Annotated in this window: 1 protein-coding gene; it reads right to left on the reverse strand. The window is 69.8% G+C overall.

What is annotated here, in order from left to right; all coding sequences use genetic code 11:
- Positions 1-8: 8 nt before the first annotated feature.
- A complete protein-coding gene (locus RIB45_RS13015; protein ID WP_350050758.1) occupies positions 9-20594 on the reverse strand; it encodes a LamG-like jellyroll fold domain-containing protein in 20586 nt (6861 codons plus the stop codon).
- Positions 20595-20918: the final 324 nt, after the last annotated feature.

Consider the following 20918-nt stretch of genomic DNA (forward strand, 5'->3'; position numbering starts at 1 on the left):
ACGCCCGATCAGGCTACGCCGCCAGCTCCTTCGACGGTGACCGTAATCTTCTTCTCGGTCACGTTGCCCGAGGAGTCGGTCGCCTGGAAACTGAAACTATCTTCGCCGGTGTAGCTCGGATCGGGATCGTAGGTCCAGCGCCCGCTCGCCGCGTCGAATTCCAGCGCGCCGTGATCCGGCCCGTCGCCCTGGCTGTAGGGCGTGGCGTCGGCGGAATCGCTTTCCAGCACCCCGGAGAGGATCTGGTCCTCGTCCACCATGAACAGCGTTCCCGACAAGGCGGGCGCGGCGTCGCTGCGCTGGGCGGCCGCCCCGGCGGTCAGATCGGCGTTCCCGGCGGATGCGTCCAAGGCGGCGCCGCTCTGCTCCTCGAAGCCGAAATAGCCGATCAGGCCGCTCGCCGCTGCGGGGTTCGCCGTAGCGGCGCTCATGTCGGCGGCCATATCGGCGGCGGTGCGCGACGCGTTGTAGATTCGCAGTTCGTCCACAGCGCCGTCGAGGCGCTGGCTGTAGGAGGACCCGTCATGCTGCGCGCCGACCGCGAAGCGCGCGCTCGACGTCAGCGGGGAGGCGAGCAGGTTGCTCGGAGCCGTATCGAACCCGTCCGGCGGCGAGGCCCATCCGCCGGCGGCGCCGTCGAGATAGCCCCGCACGGTGCTGTCCGTCGCGCCGCGCTCGAATGTGAAGCCGACATGCCGCCACCCGTCCAGGCCGCTCACGTCCACGCGCTGAGAAATCTCCGTAGACCCGTCGCCGACGGACACGACCAGATAGCCCGTTCCATCCAATTCGATAGACCAGCCGCCGGCGCCGTCCGGATCGCCCTTGCCGACGATCGTCTGCGCCGAATTGACGTCGTCGAGCCGCACCCAGGCGGAGACGGAGAGATCGCCCGCGCCGGGATCAAACGCGCCGGGGTTGCTGAATTCTTCGTCGGCCGCGCCTGTGAACTCAGCCGCACGGCCGAGGAAGCGCACCGCCGCCGCGCCGGAGACGCTGGCGTCCGCGTTGGCGCCGGTCGCGTCCGCCATGCCGTCATCGACCGCATCGTCGAGGCGCCAGTAGCCCGCGAGATCCGCCTCGCCCCCGCTCAACTGGCGCTGATAGTCGGCCTGGATTTCGTCGGCGCTGCGCGCCTTGGTCCACAGCCGCACCTCGTCCAGCAGCCCGTCGAACCCGTCGCCGAAGACCAGATCGCCGGTCGCCAGCCCTGCCGAGCCGTAGCCGGCGATGTTGCCGGACCCGATATCGACGCCGTTCAGATAAAGCGTCGCCAAGCCGCTCCGGTCGACCGAAACGGCGACGTGGGACCACTCGTTCTCCGGCAGACCGACGAAGTCGGTACGGCTGACCGAGACGCTCGATCCGCCGTCGCCGATGCGGAACTGGGGCCGGTTGATCACGTCCAGACCCAAGCTGAAGCCGCCGGAAGCGCCGTCGGCGTCGCCCTTCTCGATCAACGTCTGCACGCCGCTTCCCTGGCGATAGACCCAGGCCTCCAGCGTGAAATCCTGACCGGCGGCGATGTCGTTCGCCGGCGCGTCCGCGAGCGTGACGCTGTCGTCCCCGTCGAAGCGCAGGCTGGACCCGGCGGCGTTGATCTCAAGCGTCGGCGCCGCCTCGACCGCCGCGGTGATCTGGACGCTTTGGCTCGCTCCGCCGGCGCCGGTCGCCTGCAGCGTGAAGAGGTTCGTCGCCGTCCCGGCGTAGTTGGCGGCCGGCGTGAAGGTGAAGGCGCCCGTCTGCTGATGGATGCGCGCGACGCCTTCGATGAGGGTCAGGACGCTGTAGGCGCCCTCGATCGTCCCGCCGTCGAGACTGTAGGTCGCCGCCCCGCCGACCTCGGCGGTGAAGCGCCCGGCGTAGGCTTCACCCTCGACCAAGGTGATGACGCTCCCGGTTATCGGAGCCGCGCCGGCGACGGCCGAGACCGCGTTCTGCACCAGCCCGTCGAGCGAGCCTGCGAGATCGCGCGGGCCGCCGCCGGCGACGTCGTCGAGGCGCCAATAGCCCGCAAGCTCCGCCTCGCCGGCCGGATCGGCGATCGAGCGGTCGCGATGGGCGAAGATCTCGTCGGCGCTGCGCGCGTCGGACCAGACCCGGACCTCCCCGATCGCGCCGTCGAACTCGCGCACGATCCCGGCGTCCGCGCGCGCGCCGATCAGGGCGTCCAGCGTGTTGGTCGCCAGCGCAGTGATGTCGCCGTCGTCCTGCATGACGGCGGAGCCGGCGGCCTCGCCGTCGATGAAGAAATGGACGGTCCCGCCGTCGAAGACGGCGGCGACATGCGCCCATTGCTGCGCGCCGAGGCTGAGCGAGCCGCCGCTCGCGACGCTTGCGGTGTTGGAACCGTCCGAGCCCGAGAACGTCACCCGTCCGGCGGTATCGAGGCCGAGCTCGAACCCGCTGGCGCCGTCGAATTTCGAGAAGATCGCCTGATCGGCGGCGAGGTCCGCGGGCTTCACCCACGCCTCAACGCTTACCCGCTCGGTCAGGTCGAGGGCGCTGGCCGCGCCGCCGACGTCGATCGCGATGTGGCTGTCGGCGGTCGAGCGATCGAAATCGGCCGCGCTCGCCGGCGGCGCGAGGACCGCGGCGCCGGAGACGCTCGCGTCATTGCCGTTCGCCGCGCCATCAAGAAGGTTTCCGCCGTTATAGCCGTCGGCGCGGTAATAGGCGACGAGGTCGGCGGCGTCGGTCGCGACCTGCGCGTCGTAGGAGGCGGCGATCTGCTCCGCGCTGCGCGCCGCGCTCCACACGCGCACCTCGTCCATCAGGCCTCTATAGGCCTCCCCCGGCTGGAAGCCGCCGCCGACGCTGTCCTGATCCTGCCCGAGGACGAGCGTCCCGCCGGCCCCCAGCGCCTCGCCCGTCTGATAGGTTCCCTCGGCGGTCTTGACGCCGTTGACGTAGAAGGCCGTCGCGCCGGTGGCCTGATCCCAGGTGACGGCGAGATGCGCCCACTCGCCGGGCGTCAGTTGATCGACGCCCGCGTCGAAATAGGCGCCGGCGTTCGGCCCGCCGCCGAAATTGAGGTAGAAGCGCGGGCCGGCGGTATCGTCGAGCACGATGCCGAAGGCGTCACTCTCGGCGCCGGCGGCGTAGCTGATCGGGTAGGTCGACGCGTTCGCCGTCTCCGCCGGGTTGAGCCAAAGCTCCACCGTCAGCGCGCCGGAGGAGAGCCCGGTGACGGCCGGGGCCGCGACCGAGTCCGCACCGCCGCCGAAGGAAAGCGCGTCGCCGCCGGCCGCGAATTCGGCCGGCGTCTCCTCGACCTCGACCGTCATGGCCTGACGCACCGCGCCGCTGGTCGCGCCCGCGGCGGTCAGCGTGAAGCCGTCGGTCCCGGCGAACCCGGCGCCAGGCGTGAAGCTCCAGGCGCCGCTTGAGACGTCCACCGTCGCGGTCCCGTTGGCGGTCGACAGGGTGGCGAGGCCGTTCGCGACCGTCGCGCCCTCGATCCCGTAGGTGACGGATCCCTCCACCATCCCAGAGGCGTCCCAGTAGCCTGAGGCCGTCTGGTTCTCCTCCGTCGCGACGAGGCCGCCGCCGATCTCCGGCGCGGTCTCGACGATGGCCGGCGCGCCGGTCGGGCTCGCATCGTTCGAGCCGGCGGCGTCTGCAAAGCTGGCGGGCGTATCGCCGGCCGCCCCGTCGTCCAGCGGCCACCAGGCGGCGAGCCCGCTTTCGTCGCCGGCGAGGCGCTCATTCATGCTCGCTCGGATGTCGTCGAGTCCGCGCGCCTCGGACCACAGCCGCACGTCGGCGAGGTCGCCGTCCCAGCGTTGATCCGCGACAAGAGTTCTTTCGTCGTATGCGCCGATGAAGAGCGGCGAGGTCGTTGACAACAGCGTCCCGTCGACACTCTTCTCCGCCGCCAGCTCCCCGTCGACATAGAGGCGCATCAGCCCGGTCGCCGCGTCGTAAGACCCGGCGATATGCCGCCACAGCCCGTCATTTACGACGCCGGCGGCGGTCAGCGCCTCACCGCTCACGCTTCCGCCCTCGAAGCCGATGCTGAAGGTCGGCTCGCCGTTCTCAAGCCGCAAGCCGTACCGGTTGAACGAGCTGTTGTCGTCGGAGCGGGTCAGGATCCGCAGGCGAGAGCCTGTCGACTCGGTGCGATACCAGGCCTCGATCGTGAAGCTGGCGGGATCGAGCGCCGCGTCGCTCGCAACCGACAGGTAATCATTCGTCCCGTCGAAGCTGAGAGCGCGCGCGGGCGGCTCGATGCTGCGCGGGGCGAGGCTGTCGGCGCCCCCCGGCGCGCCCAGGACCGCGTCGCGCCCGTGGCCGCTGACATCGTCGAGCAGACCGTCCGCGGTCGTCTCTCCCCGATAATAGACAAGCAGATCGCCGTCGGCGGCCGGGGCCTGGCGATCGGCGTAGTAGGCGATCTCGTCGTCGGTGCGAACGGCGCTGTAGAGGCGAACTTCGTCCATCTCGCCGATGAAGCCGTCGGTCCCCGCGCCGTCCGCCGCGCCCAGCAGCAGCCGGCCGTCCGCGCCGTCGGCCGGAGCGCCGACGCCGGAATAGTCGTAGCTCCCGACGGAGACGCCGTCCTTGAAGAGCTCGACCGTGGAGTCGCTGATGTCGCGCACGAGGCTCAGCTGCGCCCACGCGCCTTCCGTCAGTGCGGCGCCGGTGAAGCTGTGGCTCGCCGCGACGCCGCCCGTCGTCTGATGGGTGTAGACGATCTCGCCGTTCTGACTGATGACGAGGCTGTAGAGCGTGTTGGCGCCGTCGCCCGTTCCGTCGCCCGTATGGGACAGCAGCGTCTGCGATTGCCCGACGCCCGGCAGCGCGACCGGCTTCACCGCAAGGTCGATCGTCAGGTTGTCAGTATGCGCCAGCACCGGGTCGGCGGCGGTGACCGCGACGTCCCCGCCGTCGAAGGCGAGGCGCGCGCCCGCGACGTTGGGCGGCGTCTGATCGACCGCCGGCGGCAGCACCTGGAAGGTCAGCGTCTCGCTGTCCGAGCCGGAGAGCGAGCCGGTCGCGGTGACGGTGAAGCTGACCTCCCCCGCAAAGCCGGTCGCCGGCTCGAAGATCCAGCCGCCGCTGTCCGGGTCGATGCGCAGCGTGCCCTTGCCCGCCTCGTTCAGGCTGTTGAGGCCGGCGGCCGTCGTCCCGCCGGCGACGGCGAAGGTTCCGTCGCCTTCGATCTCATGAGTCTGGAAGGTCCCGGCCGCCAAGCGGTCGGCGGTGACGACGACGTGGGCGCCTTCGACCTGCGGACCCGGATCATTCTCCAGCCGCGCGCCGTCGAGGGTCAGCGCCGTCCCGCCCGTCAGGTCCGTGACCGCCTGGCTCGTGGCGGCGTCGGCGCGGTAATAGGCGGCGAGGTCGGCGGCCCCCGGGCTGATCGGGCCGGCGGCGTCGGCGGCGACCTCGTCGGCGGTGCGCACGTCGCTCCAGACCGCCACCTCCTCGATCTCGCCGGCGAAATGGCCGCCCGGGCCGCCGGGCGTCAGCGCCGCGCCGACCAGGAACTCGCCCGCGGGCGGATTACCGGGCGGCGCGTTCATTGCGGCCCGCTCGGCCCCGTCGACATAGAGGCGGAGCGTACCGCCGTCATTGGTCACCGCCACATCGTACCAGCGACCGGCGACGACCGGCGGGCCGGTCGCGATCGCCCCGTCCCCGCCGAAGGCGCCGATCTGGAAGCTGGAGGGGCCGGTCTTGACGAGGCCGAGGCCGAAGCCGGCCCCGCCCGTCTGCCCCGCCTGATCGAAGGTCCCGTTGTAGGCGAGGAACATATCGGCCAACGAATCCGACCCGTCCCACTTGAAGCGCGTCTGCACGGTGTAGGGGGAGGCCGTGTTGAGCACGACGCTGTCGCGTTCGGCGTAATCGTTCTGGCCGTCGAACTTCAGCGTCCGCGAGGCGACGTCGGTGAACGCGACCCCGCCCAGCGCCGCGTGGTTGCCGTCGGCCGACGCGTCGGTCAGCTGCAGGCCGTCGCGGTCGTCGGCGCGCCAATAGGCCTGCAGCGCGCTCTCCCCGGTCGGGTTCGCGATCTGGCGATCCCAGGCGGACTCGACCTGGGCCGCGCTCCGTGCTTCGGACCAGACGCGAACTTCATCCATGAAGCCGTTGAAATAATTGCCGCCTTCTGGGGTGTTCGCGCCGATGACCAAGCGGGAGTCTTCACCGCCCGTCGGCGTGATCGCGTAATCAACGGCGTCCGCCAACTGGCCGTCGATATAGAGCCGCAACTCTTGGGCCGCCGTGTCGCGCACCACGCTGACATGGCGCCAAGCGCCGCTCTCAAGGCTCGCGTCCTGGAAGGCGACGTCGTGGTTCGTCCCGTCGCCCGTCTCGGAACTAAAGGTGAGGACGCCCCCCGAGCCGACGAACAGCGTGTAGAGCGCGTTTTCCGACTCCCCGTCGCCGGTCCCGCTGTGGAATGAGAGGAGCCGCCCGCCGTCGAGGCTCGTCGGATTGACCCACATCTCAAGCGTCAGGTCGCCGGTGATCGCCAGGCTGTCGCCGACGCCGCGGCCCACGTCGATCAGCGAGCTTCCGTCGAAGGACAACGCGCCGCCCTGAACCTGCGGGTCGAAATCAAAATCCTGGACGGTCACGGAGACCGTCTGCGCGTCGGTTCTCCCATCGTCGCCGATCGCGGTGATCTCGAAGCTCTGCGGCCCGGTCACGTCGTAGCCGGCCTCGAACACCCATTCGCCGGTCACGCTGTTGAGGCGCAGGACGCCCGCGCTCAGGCTCTGCTCCCGCCAGTCGCCGTCGGTCGTGATCGCGCCGGCGCTGGTGATCGCGAAGCTGACGGGCGCGCCCACATCGCCCGGGTTGGCGACGCCGGTGACCGTCCGGCCTTCCAACGCCTCCACCTCCAGCGTCCCGCCGGCCGGCCCCTCGATCGGCGCCATCGGATCGATGAAGCTCACCCCGCCGACGATCGTGCCGTCATGGCCGCCGGCGAAGTCTGTGAGGCTGGACCCGCCGTCATCCGGATCCTCCACCCCGCGCCACAGCGCGACGAGGCCGCTCTCGTCGCCGCGCGCGGCGAGCTCGAAGGAATCCTGGATCTCCTGCCGGCTGCGCGCGACGTTCCACAGCCGCGTCTCGGCGAGATCGCCGACGAAACCGTCCGCGCCAAGCTTCAGGGCGTCGGTCGAGGTCAACAGCGCGCCGGTCAGCTGACCTGTGCCGGAAAGCTCGCCGTTGACGTAGAAGGAAACCGTCCCCGTCGCCCCGTCATAGACGCCGGCGACGTGGCGCCACAGCCCGTCGTCCACGCTCGCGCCGTGGCCGATCGTGACCACCTCCGCCCCCGATGCGCCGCCGGAGACCGTGAAGCTCGGCGCCCCGTTGTTGAGGGTGAGCGCATAGGCCGTCGCCTCGTTGAAACTGTCGGGGCTGATCAGCAGCCGCTGGTCGGCGCTGCGCGTCCCGTTGTCGGCGCGCACCCAGGTCTCGACCGTGAAACTGGCGGGGCTCAGCGCCGGATCGTGCGCGATCTCGACCTCCCCCGTCCCGTCAAAGCTGAGGGCGCCGTTGAGGTCGTTGAGGCGACTTGCGGCGGCGTCGCCCGAAGCGCTGCGGTCGACGCCGCCAAGACGCGCCGTGTTCCCGTTTCCGCTGCTGTCGGTCAGCTCCTCAATCAGCCGCTCGTCGAAGCGGTAGTAGGCGGCGAGCCCCGCCTCATCACCGGTCAATTGGCGCTGATAGGCCCCCTGGATCTCGGCCTCGCTGCGCGCCGTCGTCCACAGGCGGATCTCATCCATCGCGCCGCGGAAATAGTCGCCGCCGAACTGCGTCTTGCCGATCAGCAGGTCAGGATCCGCCAGGTTGGCCGAGACGGACCCGCTCCCCGCCGCCTCGCCGTTGACGTAGAGCTGCGCCTGCCCGCCCTCCAGGACGGCCGCGACATGCACCCACTCGCCCGTGTTGATCGCCGTCGCGCCCACGACGGAGCCGCCGTCGCCCAGCGTCCCGCTCAGCTCCAGAGCGCCGGCGCCGTCGAGCTTCAGCTCCAACGAATCATTCCCGGTCAGCTGCAGGATCGTTCCGCCGGGCCGGCTGGTGTTGATCCAGCCTTCGAGCGTCAGGCTGGTCGCGCCGTCGAAGGCGGAAAGCTCGGCCGCCTCGGCGAAATCGTCCACCCCGTCGAACTGCAGCGCGCCGCCCGCGCCCGTCATCGCGTCGTCGACGGCGTCGATCGCGATGTCGTAGCTGCGGGTCGAGATCCCCTGCCCGTCATTCGCCGTCACCTGCAGCCGCTCCAGGCCCGAGGCGTTCGCCGCCGCGGCGTAGAGCAGCCCGTTGGCCGCCGCGAGCGTGGTCGCGACGGCCGAGGCCGTCCCGCTCAGAATCAGCTTGGCCGTGCCGTTGCCGACGATCCCGCTCGCGCCGATCCCGCCGGAGACGGAGTCGTCGATCGTCAGCGTCCCGCGCTCGACCTCCATCACGACGGTGATGTCGCCGTCGGTATCCGGATCGGCCACGGTGATGCCCGTGAGCGCGACCGAGCCGGCGTCCTCCTCGATGTCGAAGCCGCCGGCGGGCGCCCCGCTGTCGACTTGGCCGGGCGAACCCGTTAGCGCGCCGTCATAGCCGTTGCCGGTGACGTCGAGACCCAGGTTGTTCGGGTCCTCGAAGTCGTAGGCGGCAATCAGCCCGTCTTCCGGACCGTTCAGGCGAAGCTGGCTGAAGCTCGCCAGTTGCTCTGGCGTGCGCGCCGTACTCCACAAACGGACTTCATCAACCTGCCCGACATGGGAGAAGGAGGTCTCGGTGGCGTTCGAGCCGTTGCGCACGCCGCCGATCAGCATATCCGTCGTACTGTCGATCGGGTCGAAGCCCGCGATGCTGTTGCTGCTAGGCCCCGCGCCCCCGTCAACCCACCGATCGTTCGAGCCGTTGAGATAGCCCCGGAGCTCGTTCGCATCCCGATCGACGACGAGAGCGACATGGTGCCAGCCTTCCAGATCGCTGACGTCGGGTATGCGTTGGCTCGCTCGTTGACTGAAGCCGTCGTTCCCGTTGACCCGAACGAAGAGCTGGTTGCCGATGCTGGAAATCGACCAGCCTGCTTCGCCCGAGGTGATGTTGCCCTTTGAGACGATGTACTCATATTGATCGCCGTCGGCGGCCACCGTCGACAGGTTGACCCAGGCCTCGACGGTGAAACTCCCGGCCCCTGGCTCCAAACCCGGGTCATTCGGCACGACGATGTCCTCGCCCGCGGCCATACTTAGAGCCTTGCCGTGCGTCGCGCCCAGCTGCGGCGCGTCGGCGACCGGATCCAGCTCGATCGTAATCTGCTGGCTGTCCGTTCCGCTGGTCGCGCCGGTCACCTGAATGGTGAAGTCGTCCGGCCCGGTCTGATCCGGGTCGGGCGTATAGGTCCATTCGCCGGTCGTGATGTTGATCCGCGCCTCGCCCAACTCGGTGCTGCGGATCGAGAAGCTCCCGTCGTTCGACGTCTCGCCGGAGATCGCGTAGGTCGGCGTCCCCTCCACGTCCGCGCTCGACATGACGCCGGAGAGCGTCTGATCCTCAGGCAGATAGAAGGTTCCGGGCTCCTCGCTTTCACTCGCGTCGGCCGTGGCGGCGCCGACGTTCGGCCCGCCGCTGTCGGCCACGCCCGGGGCGGAGTCCGCCACCTCGGTCCAGCCCGCGCCGCCTTCCAGCGTCGCGTCGCTTCCGCCGGGCGCCAGACTGGCCGCGGCCGTCCCCGCCCCGTCATTGAGCGGCCAGTAGCCGACGAGCCCCTCCTCCGCGCCGGAGAGACGCGACAGCCGCGCGCCGTCGATCTCCGCAGCGCTGCGTGCGCCCGACCAGATCCGCGCTTCGCTGACGCTTCCCTCGAAAAAGCTCGACGCACCCGCCGGCGGGCCGAGATAGGCGACGCCCGCCGAGATGTCCGGCGGCTTGGCGGCGTAGCTGACCGCCGCGCCGGCGGCGGCGCCGTCGACATAGAGCTGCATCGTCTGCGCCGCCGCATCATAGACGGCGGCGATATGCTTCCAGGTTCCGTCCGCAACGCTGACGCCCGACTTCGTCGCAGGCGAAAGGCCGTAGGTCGTGAAGTGCAACTCGCCCGTGGTCTGATCGACCCGAAGGTCCGCGCGCTCTCCGGCCGCATCCGCGCCGAGCGTGAAGATCTGCGCGTTCTTCGAGGCGATGGCGGCGGCGTCGATCTTGATCCAACTCTCCAGCGTGAAGCTGGTCGTCCCGCTGAACAGCGCGGCGTCCGCGCCAAGGTTCACGCGATCGTCCACGCCGTCGAGCGACAACGCCGCCTCGCCCGGCGCGAAGGGCGGACCGCCGGCGGCGTTCCGCCAAGTCGCGCCGTCGACCGTCCCATGGCTACCGGCGCCGCTGCGGTCGAAGACGCTCGCGTCGACCCCTTCGTCGAGCGGCCACCAGCCTTCGAGGTTCGCCTCCTCGCCCGTCAGGCGGCCGTCCTTGAAGGCGGCGAGATCGCTTGCGCTCTTCGCCTCGCTCCACACCCGGAACTCGGCCAAATCGCCTTCGAAGTATTTTGCGTTATCGACGGCCGCGCCGATCGTCGCGTCGCCGCCGGTGATGTCGAGCCCCACGGTCTGGGCCGCGCCCGACGCGACGCCGTCGACATAGAGCTGCACCTGGGAGCCGTCATAGGTGACGGCGACGTGCGTCCAGGCGCCGGTCGCGACGCTGTCGGCGCTGGTCGCCTCCAGGTTCTCCTGATTGTAGCTGACGAAGGAGAGATTGCCGTCGCTGTCGATCCGAAGGTTGCCGCGCTGACCCGTTGCGGGGCCGCCGATCATCATCAGCGTCGGCTCGCCCCCGACGTCGGAGACGTCAGCGCGGACCCAGCCTTCCCAAGTGAAGGCGCCGGTTCCGGTGCGAATTCCGGTGGCGCTCGACGGCAGGTCGATCACGTCGTCGACGCCGTCGAAGGACAGATAGGCCGAGCCCGGGTCCGGCGCCGGCCCGTGCTGCGCCAGGGCGGCGTTCGAATTGGCGCTGCGGTCGGCGACCGCCCCGTCGTTCAGGCCGTTCAGCAGCCAATAGCCGGCCAGGTCGCTTTCGCCCGCCTGCAGCAGCTGATTGTGCTTCTGGGCGATCGCCTCGGCGCTGCGCGCGGCGCTCCACAGCCGCACTTCGGCGATCCCGCCGTCGAAATGATGAACCGGCGCGGCGCCCGAGCCCTGGTTCGCGCCGATCAGGAAGCGGCTGGCGCCGCCATAGGCGCCGGCGTCGGTGAAGCTTTGCGGCGTCCCGACCGGCGCGCCGTCGACATAGAAGCGCACCGCGTCGTCGTCCGGATCGACGGTGACGCCGACGTGCGCCCACTGCCCGGCGGCGAGCGTCTCGCCGGACAGGAAGGTGCGCTCCGTCGCGCCGCCGTCGGGCGAGAGGATCAGTTTCAACTGCCCGGTATCGCCGTCGACGCCGAACCAGTAGGCGCGCTCGCCGTACGCGCCCCATTTGGAGGCCAGCGTCGCCAAGTCGCCGGCCCCGGGCGCCGTCTCCATATTGGCGCGCACCTCGAGCGTCATGGCCCCGGTCTGGTCGAAGGCGGCCGCATCGCCGGCGTCGAGATAGTCGTCCGCGCCGTCGAAGGTCAGGTAAGAAAGGCTCGCCGACGCGCCGTCGTCGACGGGGCTTACCGTGACGGTCTGGGTCGTCGTCGACTGCACCCCGTCCCCGTCGGTCAGCGTCAGCGTCAGCGTCACCGCGCCGGAAGCGTCCGCGGCCGGGTTGAAGCGCACCGCGTTCGCCGCGCCGAGGAAGCTGTTCAGCTGGGTGATCGTGCCGGTAAGGCGCACCGCGCCGGCGTCGTCGGTCACGATCGTCGCGCCGGAGGCCGCGTTGTCCGTCAAGGCGAGCGTCCCGGCGTCGACCGTGAGGTCGAAGGTCAGGACCTCGCTGCCGCCGGCGTCGGCGTCGCTGACTGACAGGCCGGTGATCGCGACGCCCTCATCCTCCCGCGCCGACAGGTCGGCGGCCCCGGAAAGCTGCGGTTTCGCGCGCACCAGCAGATCGATCCCGTCCGCCTGATAGACCAGCGAGGCGTCGTAGAGCGCGCTGTCGAGATTGCTCGTCACCGTCTCGAACACGCCCGCGCTCTGGGTGTCGTGCGAATCGTAGGTGACGATCCGATAGGTCCCGAGCGCTGCGCCGGGGTTCTGGAAGCTGAGCTCCAGCGTCTCGGACCCGGTCAAATCCAGGCTTGTCACGTCCAACTGATCGAAGCTGCCGGTGTTCGCGATGTTGAGGATCAGCGTTTCGTCGCTCAGGTCGAGGCCGTCGCCCAGGATGGTGAGAGACCCGACAGCCCCGCCGCCGACGTCGATCGTTCCCTGATTGTCGAACGTCGCGCCGTTGACGAAGCTGATCGTCCCCTCGCCCTGCAGCGTGCCGCTGTTGATCAGCGTCCCGCCGTCGACGGTGAGCGTCCGGCCCGCTTCGATACTGAGGACGCCCGCGTTGGTGAAGCTGTCCTCGATCTCGGTGCGGCCGGCGATTTCGACCGTGCCGTTGTTGACGTAGGTCCCGCGCAGCTCGACCTCGTCTTGGCTCGCATTCGCATGATCGATCCGCAGCGTCGCGCCGCCGGCGTTGGTGAAGGTGACGCCGGAGGCCACGTCGATCGTCACGGCCTGGTTGCCGGGATTGCTGTGGCCGCCGGTGATCGTCAGCTGGCCGGCGTTGGTGAAGGCGTCCAACACGTCCAGCGCAGAGGCCGAGGTCGCGCTGCTGCTGGTCAACTCCAGGGACGCGCCGCTCGCGTTGACGAAATCCAGCGCCAGATCGTCCCCGCCGACGGCGAGCGTCAGCGTCCCGGCGTTGGTGAAGGTCGTGCCCGCGCCGGTGATGGTGACATTGGTCTGGGTGAGGTCGAGGGCGAGGTCGCTCGCCGTCCAGGTGAAGTCCTCCACCACCTCCAAGGTGCGGGAGGCTTCGACGAAGCGGATCGTCCCCAAGCCGTCCAGCACCGTGCCGGCGCCGACCTGCATCAGCGCGCCGTCGTCGATGCGAAGCACGTCGCCGGAAGCGACGGTCACCGTGCCGTCGCGGGTGTCCAAAACGGTCCCGACTTGGTCGAATTCGAGGGCGGCGTTGACCTCGAGCGTTCCCAGATTGACGAAGGTCCCCTCGACCGACGCGACGTCCTGGGCCGAATCGCCGTGCGCCGACCGGAAGACCCCGCCGGCCAGGTTGGTGAAGGTCTGGCCGTCGGCGACGACCATCGTCGGCGCCTGCGTGCCCGGGTTCGCATTGCCGCCGGCGAGCACGATCAGGCCGGCGTTCAAGCCGCCGTCCAGCAGGCTTACCGTCGGGTTTGTAGCGGTTGCGTTGGTGAAGGTCAGCGTCCCGCCGCTCAGCACCGCCAGGTCGGTCGCGAAGGCGTCGTCGTCGGCCGCCATGGTCAGATCGCCGTCGACGGAGAAGGTTCCCGTCCCCCCGATCGTCACCCGGGCTTGCGTGACGTCGAGCGCGAGGTTGGTCGAACTCCAGGTGAAGTCGCTCGCCACGTCCAGGCTGGCCGACGAACTGGTGAATTGGATCGTCCCGAACCCGTCCAGCGTCGAGCCCGTTCCGACGCGCAGCACGCTGTCGCCGCCGATCTCAAGCGTGCGGCCCGAGCCGACGGTGATCGTCCCGTTTTCCGTATCCAGGAGCCCTTGCGTGGTTGCGCCGGCCTCCAGCGCCGTGAGGCCGCCCACCTGCAGCGTGCCGAGGTTCAGCAGATCGCCTTCGATCTTATGGCGGTCCTGGCTCGACGTGCTGGTCGTCTCGATTATCGCGCCGGCCGCGTTGGTCAGCGTCTGCCCCTCGGCCACGCTCAAGGTCGTGGTCTGGCTGCCCGGATTCGTGCTGCCGCCGGTCAGGGTGATCAGCCCCTGATTGACCAGCCCCTGATTGAGCGTCAGGTCGGGGCCGGTGACGGTGCTGCTGTTGAAGACGAGCGTCCCCCCGGCCGCATTGACGAAGCCGGTGTCGAAGACGTCCGAATCCGGCTGCAGCGTCAGCCGGCCGGCGTTCGTGAAGGACCCTTCGCCGGCCACCGTCACGCTGGTCTGGGTCAGATCGAGCTTCGTGTCGCTCGAGGTCCAGGTGAAATCGCTGGCGACGTCGATTCCCGCGCCCGACCCGTCGAAGGCGAGCGTGCCGGCGCCGCTGATCGTGCTGCCGGAGCCGAGCTTGAGCGTGACCCCGTTCTCCATCGTCAGCGTCCGGCCCGACTGGATCAAGATCGCGCCGTTCTCGCTGTCCATCACGCTGGCGCTTGCGCCGCCGGCCTGGAAGCGGCCGCTGCCCAAGACGTTGAGCTGGCCCAGATGATGCACGTCGCCGCGGATCGTGTGCAGATCGTCCTGGCTGTTCGTCGAGAACTCGATGACGCCGTTGTTCTGCAACGTCACGCCGGCGTCGACCGTCAGGGTCGCGGCCTGACTGGACGGATTGCTGTTGGCGCCGCCCAGCTTCAGCAGGCCGTCGTTCTGCAGGCCTTCGGTGAAGCGGACGTCCGGCCCGGTATCCGCCGAATTGACGAAGGCGAGCGTCGCGCCGGTTGCGTTGAAGACGTCGACCGCGAAGACGTCGTCCTCCTGCGCGATCGTCAGAGCGCCGGTGTTGTAGAAATCCCCCGCACCGCCGATCGTCACCTGGCCGGTGCTGGCGTTCGTCCCGCCGATGTCTAGGTCGAGAGAGGTCGCCGTCCAGGTGAAGTCGGAGACGAGCTCCATTACCGTCCCGGGTCCCTGCAGGGCGAGGACGCCGCCGCCCGACAGAGTCGCGCCCGTCCCCACCTGCAGCACCGCGCCGTCTTCGATCGTCAGAGTCCGGCCGGACAGGACGTCGATCGTCCCGTTCTCGGCGTCCAGAACGGCGCTGCTGACGCTGACGGCCTCGATCGCTGCATGACCGTTGACGTCGAGTTCGCCGAGAAGATCGATATCGCCGCGGATTTTCGCGACGTCGCCGGATTGTGCGGAGGTCGTCACCAGCCGTCCGCCGGACCGGACCGTCAAGCTCTCCCCGTCGCCGATCGCCAGCGTGACGGCCTGCGAGCCGGGAGAGGCCGATCCGCCGTCCAGTCGCATTAGCCAGTGGTTGTCGATACCGCCGTTGAACTCCACCAACTGATTGCTGCTGAAACTGTCAAACACCAGCACGCCGCCGGGCATGTTGACGAAGCGGGCGTCGAATACATCGCCGGTTTCGGCGGCGATTGTGAGCGCGGATTGATTCACGAAGTCGCCCGGACCGGAGACCGTGACGCTGGCCGAGGAAATGTCGAGTTTCAACGACGAGGCGGTCCAGGTGAAGTCCTCGTCGAGCGCAATGGTCGCCTGACCGCTGTCGAAGCCGATCGTGCCCGAGCCGTTCAGCGCGCTCAGCGACCCCAGCCGGAGCACGCTTCCGTCGTCGAAGCTGAGCGCGGACCCGGAGGCGACGTCGATCGTCCCCTGCGTGTTGTCGAGCGAGACGAGCGTGACGCCCGATCCGTCCTCGAACCGCGCGCGGGCGTTCACATCCCAGGTTCCCTGGTTCACGAAGGCGCCGCGGAAGGCGTACACGTCCTGGGCCGAATCGCCGCCCGTCTGCACGACGCCGCCGCTCAGGTTGGTGAAGCTTTCGCCGTCGCCGACGACCAGCGTCGGCGACTGAGAGCCCGGATTGCTGTTCGCGCCGGCGAGGTACAAGACGCCCGCGTTCGACCCGCCGCCGAGCAGATCAAGCGCCGGCCCGGTCGCCCCGCTTGCTATGAAGGCGGCCCGACCGCCCGACAGAATGTCGAAGCTGGGGGCGATGGAGACGCCCTCGGCGAGGGCCAGCGTTCCGCCGACCCGCAGCGCGCCGTCGCCCAGCAGACGCGCGCCGCCCTGCAAGGCGTGATTGAATCCGCTTTCGATCTCGATCACCGAATCCAGCGTCACCGTCCCGCTGACGTCGAGCGCGCCCGCCTCGTTCGAGCCGCCGTCCCGGATCGTCAGGGTTGACGCCGTCGCCAACGTCCCCGTTCCGGTCAGCGCGCCGCCGGTCCAGGTGAAGGGGCCGTCCAGCGCGCCGCCGCCCAGCGCCAGCGTCCCGCCCGACAGGTCGAGCGCGCCGAAGGCGCCGAAACCGTCGCCCTCGGTCGTCAACGCCCCATTGATCTGCAACAGCCCCCCGTCCATCGACATGGTCCCCGCGCCCAAATCCATCGCGCCGAGGGTCAGCGACTGGCCCGTGGTCAGGCGCCCGCTCTGCTCGTCGGGAATTTGCGCATTGTAGGCCTGTCCCGGCTGGATGTCGCCGGCCCAGTTCTCCGCGGTCAGCAGGTCGCCGGTCTCGAAGTCGTTGTCGAAGGCGATGTCGATCAGCGACAGGCTGATCGAGGTCGTCGCCACGGTCGTGCGCACATCCTCGCCGTCCGTCACCGACAAGGTGAAGCTGAGCGTCGCAGTATCCAGGCTGTCGACCGGCGGGATGTAGGCGAGGCTCGAGAAATCGCCTTCATCGACCACAAAGGTCCCGCCGCCCAGATCGCTGCCGACGTTGAAGGCGCCGCCCGTCGGCACGCCGGTGATGGTCAACTGCAGCGTCTCAGAGAAATCCGCGTCCTGCGACGAGGCGAGCGGCGAGATCGTGATCGGCGCGCCCGGATGACCGCTGAAACTCGGCGTCAGGCTGAAGAAGGGCGCGTCGGCGACCGCCGCCACGTCGATCGTCAGCGTTTGCGTGATCGTCTGCGGATTGGTCAGATCGGCGTCGGTGAAGGCGAGGGTCAGTACGCTCTGACCGCTCCGGTCCGCGCTCGGCGTGAAGGTGATCCCGCCGCTGCGCAAGGTGGTGTTGATCTCCGCGAGCGTCGCGCTCAACGTCAGCGTCGACGTGCCGCCGCCCGACGCCCCAAGCAACCCGACCCCGCCGGCGATCCCGGTGTTGACGCTGAGGACGCCGTCGCTGACGCTGAGCGTGAGCACGGACGAGTTAGGCGGCTGCAGCGCGCCGCCTCCTTCGCCCCCCTCCTGGCCGAGCGGCGGCTCCGAGGCTTCCCCCTCGCCGTCCGCGTCGGGGTCGGTGAAGACCCCCAGCGACAATACGAACGATCCGTCCTCCTGCGCGGCGAAGGAGGCGACGGGCGCGCTCGACGTCTCAAAATCCACTCCGGAGACGGTGAGGGTCGAGCCGTCGGTTCGATCGGCGACGCCCGCCGCGCCGACGATCGGGTACCAGGCGAAAAGCCCGTCCTCCGCGCCGCTCAGGTGGACCGACCGCGCCGCGTCGATCTGCGCCTGGCTGCGCGCGACGGACCAGACGCGCACATCGTCGATCGCGCCGGTGAAGTGCAACGCGCTGGTGAGCGGCAAACCGCCGATCGCAAACGCGCTCGTCGGCGTACTGGGGGCGGCGGTCGGATTCGTGATCGGCTCGGCCCGCCCGTCGACATAGAGGGTGAAGACGCCGCTCTCGCGGACCAGCGCGATGTGGGTCGGGGCGTCCGCGCTCACGCTCGCATTGCTCAGCATCACGGTCGACCCGTCGACGAGTCCGCCGACATTGTAGCCCGAGCCGCTGGCGATCAACGCCAAGCCGAAGCCGTCGCCGGGACCCGCGTCGCCGTTATAGACCACGACTTGGTTTGCTTCGGTGAAGGTGCCGTCCCACTCGATCCAGGCCTCGAGGGTGACGTCGTCGCTCTGGATGAGCGCGTCCGGACCGTGAACCTGATCCAGCGACGCGTCGAACCGCAACGCATCGCCCTGCACCGAGGCGTAGCTCGGCGGCAAATTGATCCCCGGGATCGAGACGCCGCCCGTCACGCGCACGGTGGTCGTCCCATCGCTCAACAGCGCGAAGGCGGTCCCGTCGCTCTCCTCGCCGGTCTCGCTCGCGCTCCAGATCTCCGCGTCGAAGTTGGCGAACCCGTCGGCGCCCGTCACGGTCAGCGTGCCGCCGGCCCCGACCAGGCTTTCAACCGACGCGCTGTCGATCGCAAGCGAGCTGTCGCCGTCCTGCAGCTCGATGATTTCGAAGTTCGACGCCTGGGCCGCGATGTCGGACAAATCAGCCGCCTGATAGGCGCCGATGCGCAGGCGGTCGACGCCGGCGCCGCCGTCGAAACTCGCCCCCGAGACCGAGGCGTAGGCCGTGTCGTAAAGCACCGTATCGTCGCCGGCCCCCGCGTCGATCACATCCGCGCCGGGCGATCCTGACTGGCGGTCGAACGCGCCGGCGCCGTCGATGTAATCCGCCCCGTCGCCGGCCGTAATGCTGTTGGCGGCGCCGTCGCCGGTCAGGTGGTCGTCGCCCACGCCGCTTTCGATATGTTCGACCCCGTAAAGCGCGTCGGTGCCGGTTTGCGGGCCGTAGGCGCCGCCGAACTGCGACAGGCTCAACGAGCCGCCCAGCAAATCGGTCAGCGCCGCGGTGGTCGCCCCCGCCAGATTGAAGACCGCCGAGCCGTCGCCGAGATTGACCGTCACGCCTTGGGTCGCGCTGGTGTAGACGACCGCGTCGTCGGCGCTGTCGTCCGCGCCCAGCGCCGTCACCTCGCCGCCGGCGGTCGTCATATCGCCGCCGACATAGATATCGTCGCCTTCGCCCGAGCCGCCGACGATCGTGTCCCCGCCCGATCCGCCGGAGACGACGTCGTTCCCTGCGCCGCCGGTCAGATTGTCGGCGCCGGCGCCGCCGAACAGCTGATCGTTTCCGGCCCCGCCGTCGAGCGAGTCGTCGCCGCCGGCCCCGACCATCGTGTCCGAGCCGGTCGACCCCGTGGCGATGATCGGGGCGCTCGCGCTCTCGCCGTCGCCGTCGCCTGCGAGCGCGCCGTCGTCTCGCTCTTCGTCGAGGAGCTCCTCGTCCGCCTCGCCCAGCAAGGTGGCGCCGCTCTCGTCCGGGTCGCCCGCCCCGCCGCCGGCGCTCGTTCCGCCGGATCCGCCGCCCTCGCCGCCGCCGGAGACGGTCGCGCTCGCTCCGTCGCCGCCGGACTTGGCGGCCCCCTCGCCGCTGACGCCGCCGCCGGCGTTGCCGCTGACGCCGCCGCCGGCGCCGCTGACGCTGGTATTGGTGTTCGTCCCGCTCGCGCCGCCGGGGCCCGCCGTCGCTCCGGATCCGGCGGTCTGCGTCGGCGAACCGTCCCCGGTCTGGGGGCCGTCCTGGTCGCCGCCTTGATCGCCGCCCTGATCGACTCCCTCCGGGCTCTCGGCCCCCGCCTCGCCGAAGTCGATATCGTCGACCAGATCTTCCGGGTCGCCGTCCTCCGTCGCCTCTTGCGCGTCTGGGTCGGGCTGCCCGTCCTGCTGCTGATCGGCGGGCTCACCGCCGTCCTGGCCGTCGCCCGTCGCGGCGGCCAGCTGGGTTTGAGGATCGCCCTCGCCCTCCGCCGCGCCGAAGCCTTCCGGATCGTCTTCAAGGTCGCCTGCGTCCGCCTCGTCGGCCTCCGGGTCGTCGCCCTCCTCAGGCTCGTCCTCTTCGGGCGCCTCCTCCTCGGCCTCGGCCTCGGGCTCTTCCTCGCCGTCGCCCTCGCCGCCGGCCTCGCCGCCCGCCCCGTCGGCTTCGGCCTCGCCTTCGGGCGCGGCCCCCTCGCCGCCCTCGTCTCCGGGGCCGCCGCCGTCCTCGCCGCCGCTCTCGTCTCGCTGACGGTTCTGACGCAAGGTGCGGTTGGCCGGAATATCGCTCGGCAAGAAGCCAAGGGCGTCGCCGAAGCGGTCCGCGACGTCGGTGTCGGTGAAGGTCTGAGGCGTGCTCGGCGCGTCGAACGGGCTGTTTGCGGAGGTCCCTTGATAGGGTTGATTCAGGATCGTCTCGCCGCCCTGGGTGCGGAACGAGATCTCGCCCAATTGCGGCTGGCCGTCCGGCCCCTCCTCCGGCAGCAGCACAACCTCGTTCTCGTCGCCCGCGCCGGCGGTGCCGCGCACGCCGATGGTCGCAACCGGCGTGTTGATCTGCATGTTCTCGTCGCCGCTCTTCGCGATCTGACCCGAGACAAAAGAAAATGAGCCTTTCACCAGGTTGAGCGTCATCGAGCTGTCGGCGCCCGGATCGTAGATCAGCGCATCCAAAACCACCCGCGCGTCCGCGCCGAGCGAGAAGGTCGATCCGTCTTCGAAGCGCATGCCGACCGCGCCGCCCGGCGCGGTCTCCACCTGGTCGTCCTGGTAGACGGGCAGACCGGCTTCGGCCGCGACGGTGCGGCCGTCGGCGCGCACGACGACGACCGTCCCGGTCGTCTCCGTCACCGTCCCGATCACGGGTCCAAGGGCTGCGTCGGCCCCGGCGGCGTCGGCCTGCGCCAATTGCGCCGACGCCCGCGGCCCCGCCAAGGCGGAGACGACCGACCCCTGAAGAACGCGCCCGGCCGCATCCTCCAGCGCCGACGCCGCGCCGTCGAAATAGCCGACCAGGCGCAGCGTCGCCGGTTCGCCCGAATCGGTCAGACCGCCAGACGCCTGCATCACGAGATCGAGCCCGTCGCGGGCGTAGCGGGCGTCGAGGAGAAACCGTTCCGGCAGCGTCCCGTCGACGCCGGTCGGCAGGGACAACGGCGCATCGCCGAGCGCGACGCGCGCGTCCAGGGAGAACGGCGCAGTCGACGCCGCGCCGCCCGGTCCGCCGTCATCGCTGTCGAAACGCGCCGCCACCGAGCCTCCGTCCCTCGCTTCCGACGCGCTCTATATCGCCGCGCCTGAGGTTTCCCGCCGCCCCGAGCGAGCCGAAGCCCCGCCTCAGGGGAAACGCGTACAATGCCGCATTAATATGAAGAAACTTGTATCCTGTTCTATCGACGCGCGCACCATAAGACTGTGATCCAGCGCACACGAATGCCGGAAAAGTTGTCGCGTCGCGCCCGCACGCCTTGCGTATCGACGGGGGCGGCAAGTACAAGGACGGGGCAGGCCGGCCGACGACGTCCACCGTCCCGAATTCGGCCGGACAGGGGAGTTTTTGTGTGATCAGGCGCAAGC

Source organism: Marivibrio sp., from assembly GCF_040218065.1.
GTDB lineage: Bacteria > Pseudomonadota > Alphaproteobacteria > UBA8366 > Aestuariispiraceae > Marivibrio.